The following is an 8,105-nucleotide window of genomic DNA, read 5'->3' as shown; positions in this document are numbered from 1 at the left end:
GTTTCTTTTGCAATATTAAGGTCATATAAACAGGTAGCAATAGCACATGTCAGTTTTAAGTGATGGAACAGAGAAATTTCGGGTTTATCAGTATATGCAGAGGATGGTATAAAAAGAGTATATTTTTCAAGAAGAGAGAAAATCTGAGTGAATATTTTTTCAAAATTTGATGGATAGTTTAAATACTGACATTCATCTTTAAATTCTTCCCATAACTTTTTAAAATTATAGTTATCTGTGATTGCGTCTTTTTTTTCAACAGGCACCAATTTTTCAAGATTATTATCAATTTTAACAGGTCTATTGTATAATTCTTCTGGTTTATAAATTTCACCGTTTTTTTCATCTTTAATAAGAAGTTGTGAAAATATTGAAATTATTGGTTCTTTTTTGACTACCCCTTTTTCGCTTTCGTCCCTTTCTCTTCTTTCTCCACTTGATAGATAATCAGCAAGTTGTATTATTTTTGGAAGTTTTTTATCTCCTTTAAAACTATCTGGTTTATGGTGTGAAAGTACAAGATTTTCTATAGGTGATTCTTTATCTTTGAATATATCTTTTACAAATTGACCTGAATATAAAAGATGAGAGTAGCCATAATCAGTCGGACAATAAAATGTTCTTAAATTTTTATCATATTCTAACCTTAACTTTTCTTCGGCACGGTGGGAAAATTTTCCTATATCGTGGAGTAAACTACCTAATATTAAACTTTCCCTTTCATTCATACAAAATTTCCTATTTTTTTTAATTTAGATTAAATTTCTAATTTTGTCAAGAAGATTTTAGGATTTTAAGGTTTTTGATTAGAAGGTGTAAAATAAATAAATGGAACTTTATAAGAAATTTTCAGATTATTTGAGGAAAAGGTTTGGTTGCAGGGTACATAAAATAAGTGTTTATGCTGGTTTTTCCTGTCCGAATATTGATGGAAGATTAAGTGATAAAGGATGTATTTACTGTAATAATTATGCTTTCAGTCCATCTTTAAGAGAAATTTTGCCACTTGAAGAACAGATAAAAAAAGGAATTGAATATGGTAAAAGAAGGTTTAAGGCAGAAAAATTTATAGTTTATTTCCAGCCATATTCAAATACTTATGCACCTTTAGAAATTTTAAAAGAAAAATATGATGTTGTTAAAAAATTTCCTGAAGTTGTTGGAATTTCAATAGGGACAAGACCTGACTGTATAGATGAGGAAAAACTTGATTTGATTGAGAGTTACAGCAGTAATTATGAGGTCTGGATTGAATATGGACTTCAGAGTATTCATGATAAAACATTAAAGATTATAAACAGGAACCATACTTATTCAGATTTTTTAAAAGTTTACAGGATGACAAGAAAAAGAAATGTGAAGATATGTGCTCATGTAATAATTGGACTGCCTTATGAAACAAAAGAGGAAATTATTGAAACTGGTAAAGAGTGTGGAATATTAGAACTTGATGGAATAAAAATACATCCAATTCATATTTTAAAAAATACAGAACTTGAAAAATGGTATAAGGAAGGGAAATTTAAGGTTATGGATATGGAAGAATATATTGATTTGTTAATTGATTTTCTTTCTTATCTTTATCCTGAAACTGTAATTCAGAGATTGACCGCTGATTGTGATAGAGAATATCTTGTTGCTCCTTTATGGTTGCTTGAAAAACAGAAAATGTTAAAATTATTGGAAGAAAAAATGGAAGAGAAAAATGTTTATCAGGGAAAAAATTATAAAAAAAGGAGTTGAAAAATGAAGGTAATTATTTTATGTGCTGGTTATGCAACAAGGATGTATCCATTAACACTTGTTAAATCAAAAAATCTTCTACAAATAGGTGGAAAGGTTATGGTTGAGCATATCATAGAAAAACTTAATAAAATTCCTGAAATAGATAAAATTGTAATTATCTCAAATGATAAGTTTTACAGTGATTTTAATTTATGGGCTGAAGACAAGAAAAATATAGTTGTTTTAAATGATGGTTCAAATTCAGATAAAGAAAGATTGGGAGCAATAGGAGATATAGAGTTTGCAGTTGATAGATTGGAAGATGATGAATTTTTAATAATTGCAGGGGATAATCTTTTTGAGTTTGATTTATTAGATTTTGTGAATTATGGAAGGAAAAATGGTATAACTGTTGGAATTAAAAGGGTAGAGGATATAAACCTTATAAAAAAATACAGTCAGGTTGTTCTTGATGAAAAAAACAGAATAACATACTTTGAGGAAAAACCACAGAACCCAAAAACAAAAGATGCTGCAATATGTGTTTATTATTTTCCAAAAAGGACTTTAAAAAAATATCTTGATGAATACTTAAATAGCGGAAATAATCCTGACCAGGCAGGTTTATTCATTCAATATCTGCATAAAAAAGTTGATGTTTATGGATATGTTTTTGAGGATAACTGGTTTGATATAGGAGATATAAATCAGTTTCACAGTGCAAATTTTTATATTTTAAGTAAGAAGATGAGAGAAATTTTTGGAATTGGTGAAGAACCATTATTTTTTATTGCTCCTGGAAGGGTAAATATAATTGGAGAGCATACTGATTATAATGGTGGATTTGTTATGCCTTTTGCTGTTGACAGGTATATATATCTTGCAATAAGGAAGAATAATAAAAAAGTTATAAATTTTTTCTCACTTCAGTTTAAAAATGCTGTTTCAGTTGAGATAGGAAATATAAATAAGACAAATACATGGGCTGATTATCCTCTTGGAGTTTTTAAAATTTTAAGTGAATATGGATATAAGATTGATGGAGTGGACCTTGTTTTTGAAAGTAATATTCCAATAGGAGGGGGACTTTCTTCTTCAGGAGCAATTGAGGTTATAACTTTAACCGCCTTGAATAATTTATTTAATTTAAATATTGAAAAAGAAAAAATACCTTTTATGTGTCAGAAGGCGGAAAATGAGTTTGTAGGAGCAAGATGTGGAATAATGGACCAGTTTATAATAACAATGGCTAAAAAAAATAATGCAATACTTTTAAACTGTAAAAATCACAATTATCAATATATTCCTGTTAACATTGGAGATTACTATTTTTTGATTTCTTCAACAAATGTATCTCATTCAATTGCATCTGGAGAATACAATAAAAGAAGGGCAGAGTGTGAAGAAGGTTTAAAAATATTAAAAAAATACATTGATATAGAAACAATTTCAGATATTAAAATTGATGAATTTGAAAAGTATAAGGATAAACTTCCAGAAGTTGTGAGAAAAAGGGTCTTGCATGTAATAAAAGAAAATGAGAGAACAGAAAAGGCAAGCAAGTGTTTAATAGATGGGAATATTGAAGAACTCGGAAAATTGCTGAATGAATCACATATATCATTGAGAGACCTTTATGAAGTGAGTTGTAAAGAGGTTGAAATTATGAGGGATGAGTCATTGAAAATAGAAGGAGTTATTGGTACAAGGATTACAGGTGGTGGATTTGGAGGTTGTTTGATTTCTATTATACATAAGGACTCTGTTGATAAATATATTAAAGAAGTTGGGAAAAATTATAAAGAGAAAACAGGTATTATTCCTGAATTTCACATCTGCCAAATAGTAAGTGGTTGCTCCTCCTTTTAATTCCGAACCCGGTTCGGAAAAATTTGTAATCAATTTCAAAAAATTTGACAAAAAATTTTTTATTGGTATAATAATAAAAAGAAATAAAAATGAAACCAATTACAAAAATGGTAACAATATATGAAATAGCAAAAAAGGCAGGTGTATCACCAGCGACTGTATCAAGGGTTTTAAATAATGGTCCTGTAAAAAGTTCTACAAAAGAAAAAATTTTAAAGATAATAGAAAAAGAGAATTTTGTTCCAGACAATAGAGCAGTATATCTAAAAAAAATAAATACAAGAAAAATTGGACTTATTATTCCTGATATTCTCAATCCAATATATTCTCTTGCTGTTAAAGTCATTCATGATTATTTAAAAGAAAAAGATTACCATTTAATTTTAGGAAATTCTTATGGAAATGTGGATGAGGAAAAGGATATTTTAGAACTATTTGAAAGAGAAAGAGTTGCAGGAGTTATTATTGGGACTTGTGAAGGAGAGGATGATAGTTCTTTAATACCAATTTTTGATAGGATGTTAAAAAGTGGAATAAAAATTGTATTTACAGGAAAGAAAAATTATGGACTTAAAGTAGATGTTATAAGTGTAAATAATGAAATTGGAACATATAAGATAACGAATTACCTTATTAAAACAGGAAGAAAGAAAATTGGGTTTATAAGCGGAGACAGAAATTTAAGAGCAACTGAAGAAAGATTAAGTGGATATATTAAAGCATTAAAGGAAAAAGGGATAGGGATAAATAAGGAACTAATAATATGTGAAGGTGAATATAAAATGGAAAATGGAAGGAAATTTGCAAAGGAATTGATAAGTAAAGTTGATGCAATTTTATGTGGAAATGATTTAATGGCAATAGGTGCAATAAAGGCAGTAGAAGAAAGTGGTTTAAAAGTTCCTGATGATATTGGTATTTGTGGTTTTGATGATATATTTATTTCTTATTTGATTAAACCATCTTTAACAACAGTTCATCAGCCAATAGAGAAAATATCAGAAATAGCGTGTGAAAGGTTAATAGGATGGATAGAAGGAAAAATAAAAAAAGAAGAGGAAATACTTATAGAACCGGAGATAATTGTTAGGGAGAGTGCATGAAAAAATTAAATAAGTTTTTTATAAATTATGGACCTATGAGAGACCTTATAAATTTTAATAATTTTCTCATTCCTATAAATCCAGTAAAGAATTCTGTAATGACCATATTTAATTCTACAAAGTCCTTTAAGGTCATCAGGCATATTTTTAAGGTGGTGATGAATAATTTCATCTGCATTTTCTGCAAGATATTTAATCTTTTTCAAAATACCTGTTTTTATAGATTTAGAAAGTTTTTCAATATCAGAAATAGCGGTGGGCAAAATTATAACTTTATATTCCATTTCTTACAAATTTTTTCAAGTTCTTCACCTTTACCTTTTAAATCCTCTTCTAATCTTATTCTTCTCAATTCTTCAATAAATTTTTTATTTCTGGAAAGAAGCCAATCTTCAATATCTTCAAGGGTTTCTGCAGTCAAGAGAACATTTTTAGGTAAAACAATTAATTCTTCATTTTTTCTCATAATAACTCCTTTTTTGTTTATTATACCTTATTTATTTTTAAAAGGAAATAAAGATGAAAAAAGAAATTTATAACAAAATTTATGGGTGTTTCTTAGGAAAAAGTATAGGAGGAAGTATAGGTGGACCTTTTGAAGGAAAGAAAGAATTTTTAGAAATACCATATAAACTTCCTGAAAAAATACTTGCAAATGATGACCTTGATTTACAAATTGTCTGGTTTGATATATTGAGAAAAAAAGGGATAAAAATAAGTTCAGAAGATTTAGTGAAGGGATGGGAAAATATTGATTATCCTTTTGATGAATATGGAGTAGCAAAAGCAAATTTAAAAGTTGGTTTAAGACCACCATTAAGTGGAATTTATAATAACTGGTTCTGTGAATGTATGGGAGCTCCAATAAGAAGTGAAATATGGGCATGCATATTTCCAGCAAGACCAGAAATTGCTGGATATTATAGTTATCTTGATGCCTCAGTTGACCACTGGTATGATGGTGCTTATGGAGAGATATTTTTATCAGTAATTGAATCACTTGCCTTTGTTGAAAATGATATAGAAAAGTTAATATTGGAAAGCTGTAGGTTTTTACCAGAAGATTCAAAGGTGAGAAAAGTAAGTGAAATGGTTTTGAGATTATATAAAGAAGGGAAAGAATTAAAAGAGACAAGGGATGAAGTAATAAAGAATTTTGGTCATTATAATTTTACCCATTGTGTTCAGAATATAGGATTTATAATATCAGGACTTTTATATGGAAATGGCGATTTTTTAAAAACAATAATTGAGTCAGTAAAATGTGGATATGATACTGATTGTACAGGAGCAACATCTGGAGCAATAATTGGAATAATACTTGGAAAAGAAGAGATAGAAAAACAGATAAAAACAGAAATAGATAAGAGAATTGTACCTGGCTGGGGAATAAAAAATATTTATATTCCAAAAGATATTGAAGAATTTACTGAAGAAATTTTAAAAGTTATAGAAATTGCAGAAAAGGAAAAAGATTTACCAGGAATAGAAAAACCATTTAAACTTCCTGAAATACCTGAATTTGAACCACCTTTGAAAATAAAATTTGGGGTATCAGATGTATTTGAGTTAAAAGAAGCAGAAGATATTGAAAAAAAGATTATTGAAGACAGGTATTACGGATTTAAAGAGTTTGTTTCTGATACAATTTATTTACCTCTGGATAAATTTTTTGGTGATAAGAAAGGTTTATTATTTTTAAAGACAGATATTAAATTTGATAAAAAGCAGAAAATTAAAATATATCCAGCAACAACAGATGGAGTAAAATTATGGTTAAATAAAAAACTTATCCTTTCACATCACAATCACAATAAAGAATTTATACCAGCACCTCACAGACCAAGTTCACCATTTGTATATGTAGAGATAAAAGAAGGGAAAAATGAAATTTTAATAGAAATTTTTAAATGTAAAGAGAAGATTGAATTTGCCTTAATACTTGCCGATGAAAGAAACCACTTAATATATCCAATTACCGAACCGGGTTTGCCGATGAAAGAAACCACTTAATATATCCAATTACCGAACCGGGTTCGGAAGGAGGTGATGTGAGATGAGGGAAAGTTATAAAAATTGAAAAGAAAAAAATTAGAAGAAAGGAGGTAAATAAAATGAAAAAAATAAGAAAAAGAAAAGGCTTTACACTTATTGAGTTGCTTGTAGTAGTTGCGATTATAGCTATCCTTGCAGCAATGTTATTACCGGCACTATCAAAAGCAAGGGAAAGAGCAAGACAAGCAACCTGTATGAACAATTTAAAACAGATAGGACTTGCTTTATTAATGTATGTTGAAGATTATGAGTATGTTCCTTCAGGAGATAGTTTTGAAACAGGTTATGCACCAAGGTTCTGGTTCCAAAAGTTGAATTATTATATCTCTATAAACAAGAAAGAAGGACACAACTACCCTCATCCTGTTTGGAGATGCCCGAGCAACAGAAAACATGCATTTTCATCCACATGGATTTCCTATGGATGTAATGTAAATGTTATGTATTCTACTAATTCAGTTGTTAATCAGACAGTTAGGACACCACCAAAATATGCAAGAATAAGAAGACCATCAGGAGTAATTGCAGTTGCTGATTCAAATGGAGACGGCTATTATGATATGTTTGTTCAAGGAATTGGACCTGCTTATGTATATTCTGGTTCTGGGTCAGAGACATATGCGCCTGGATTTAGACACAATGGAGGATGTAATGTTTTATTTTTTGATGGGCACGTTGAGTGGAAAAAGGAGCAGGAAGTATTTATGTTGAAAACAGGGGGATGGTCTGGGGAACACCTTCAACTACTCCCGAATGGTTGAGATTATTATGGGGAGCAAACTGGGATGGTTGTAATCCACCTTATTATATGAGATAAATTTGAAAAGAAAGGAAAATTATGCAGAGAGAACTTGGAATTTACATTGACCATATGTGTAAAGATTTTGAAAGGTTTATTAAGAATATTTCTGAAGCAGGTTTTGGTTATATATGCACACAAGATTCTATAGATTACCTTAATTTTTCAAAGGAGGATAGAATAAAAAGGATTTTTGAAACAAAGGAAATAGGTGAAAAATATGGATTAAAATTTCATGCCCATCATAGTTGTTCAGTTCTTTTACCTTCTTTGGATATTAAGGAATCTGCAAATTATTTAAAAAATTTAATTGATGAATTGAAAAATTGGGATTTGTCTTTTTATGTTTTACATGCTCGTTCAATTAAAGATGAGCCAAAACCATGGAAAATAATTGAATATATTGGTAAAGATAAATTTGATAAAATTAGCGTAGAAGTTTTAAAAGATGTATGTGATTATGCATATAAATATAATATATCAATTGCCCTTGAAAATTTACCATATCCCTATGTAAACAGAGTTAAATATATTTTGGAAATAATAGAAAAGGT

9 protein-coding genes are annotated in these 8,105 nt (G+C 29.0%); 6 read left to right on the top strand and 3 right to left on the bottom strand.

Going from position 1 to position 8,105, the window contains the following annotated elements; genetic code table 11:
• On the bottom strand, positions 1 to 728 hold a 728-nt coding region (locus tag PKV21_04095), incomplete at its 3' end, for an HD domain-containing protein (GenBank protein HOM26670.1).
• A 100-nt stretch (positions 729 to 828) separates the two neighbouring features.
• Between PKV21_04095 and PKV21_04090 the strand changes: the two genes are divergently transcribed.
• The 3 genes from PKV21_04090 (at position 829) to PKV21_04080 (ending at position 4,697) form a co-directional block, all read left to right on the top strand.
• Entirely contained in the window at positions 829 to 1,743 is a 915-nt protein-coding gene (locus PKV21_04090; GenBank protein ID HOM26669.1) for a TIGR01212 family radical SAM protein, read from the top strand.
• A 3-nt stretch (positions 1,744 to 1,746) separates the two neighbouring features.
• A complete protein-coding gene (locus tag PKV21_04085; protein ID HOM26668.1) occupies positions 1,747 to 3,594 on the top strand; it encodes a galactokinase in 1,848 nt (615 codons plus the stop codon).
• Between the two features lie 89 nt (positions 3,595 to 3,683).
• The gene (locus tag PKV21_04080; protein ID HOM26667.1) at positions 3,684 to 4,697 is read left to right on the top strand and encodes a LacI family DNA-binding transcriptional regulator; all 1,014 of its coding nucleotides are present in this window, start codon (positions 3,684 to 3,686) and stop codon (positions 4,695 to 4,697) included.
• Positions 4,698 to 4,702: 5 nt separating this feature from the next.
• On the opposite strand, the gene PKV21_04075 is transcribed toward PKV21_04080, so the two are convergent.
• Positions 4,703 to 4,981 carry a type II toxin-antitoxin system RelE/ParE family toxin gene (locus tag PKV21_04075; GenBank protein HOM26666.1) on the bottom strand — a complete coding sequence of 93 codons (279 nt, stop codon included), beginning with the start codon at positions 4,979 to 4,981 and terminating at the stop codon, positions 4,703 to 4,705.
• Positions 4,963 to 5,163, bottom strand: coding sequence for a hypothetical protein (locus tag PKV21_04070; protein HOM26665.1), 201 nt, complete (start codon positions 5,161 to 5,163; stop codon positions 4,963 to 4,965). Before PKV21_04070 ends, PKV21_04075 begins: the two co-directional genes overlap by 19 nt.
• Positions 5,164 to 5,216: 53 nt before the next feature.
• Between PKV21_04070 and PKV21_04065 the strand changes: the two genes are divergently transcribed.
• The 3 genes from PKV21_04065 to PKV21_04055 all read left to right on the top strand — a co-directional run.
• A complete protein-coding gene (locus PKV21_04065; GenBank protein ID HOM26664.1) occupies positions 5,217 to 6,710 on the top strand; it encodes an ADP-ribosylglycohydrolase family protein in 1,494 nt (497 codons plus the stop codon).
• 101 nt (positions 6,711 to 6,811) lie between these two features.
• Complete coding sequence (locus PKV21_04060; protein ID HOM26663.1) at positions 6,812 to 7,513, top strand: DUF1559 domain-containing protein; 702 nt, start codon at positions 6,812 to 6,814, stop codon at positions 7,511 to 7,513.
• 77 nt (positions 7,514 to 7,590) lie between these two features.
• Positions 7,591 to 8,105 (top strand): hypothetical protein (locus PKV21_04055; GenBank protein ID HOM26662.1); only part of this gene is annotated, 515 nt, incomplete at its 3' end.

It is taken from the genome of bacterium, assembly GCA_035371905.1.
Taxonomy (GTDB): Bacteria; Ratteibacteria; UBA8468; order B48-G9; family JAFGKM01; genus JAMWDI01.
Note: the sequence above shows the minus strand (reverse complement) of the source record. Positions and strands in the feature narration are given on the sequence as shown.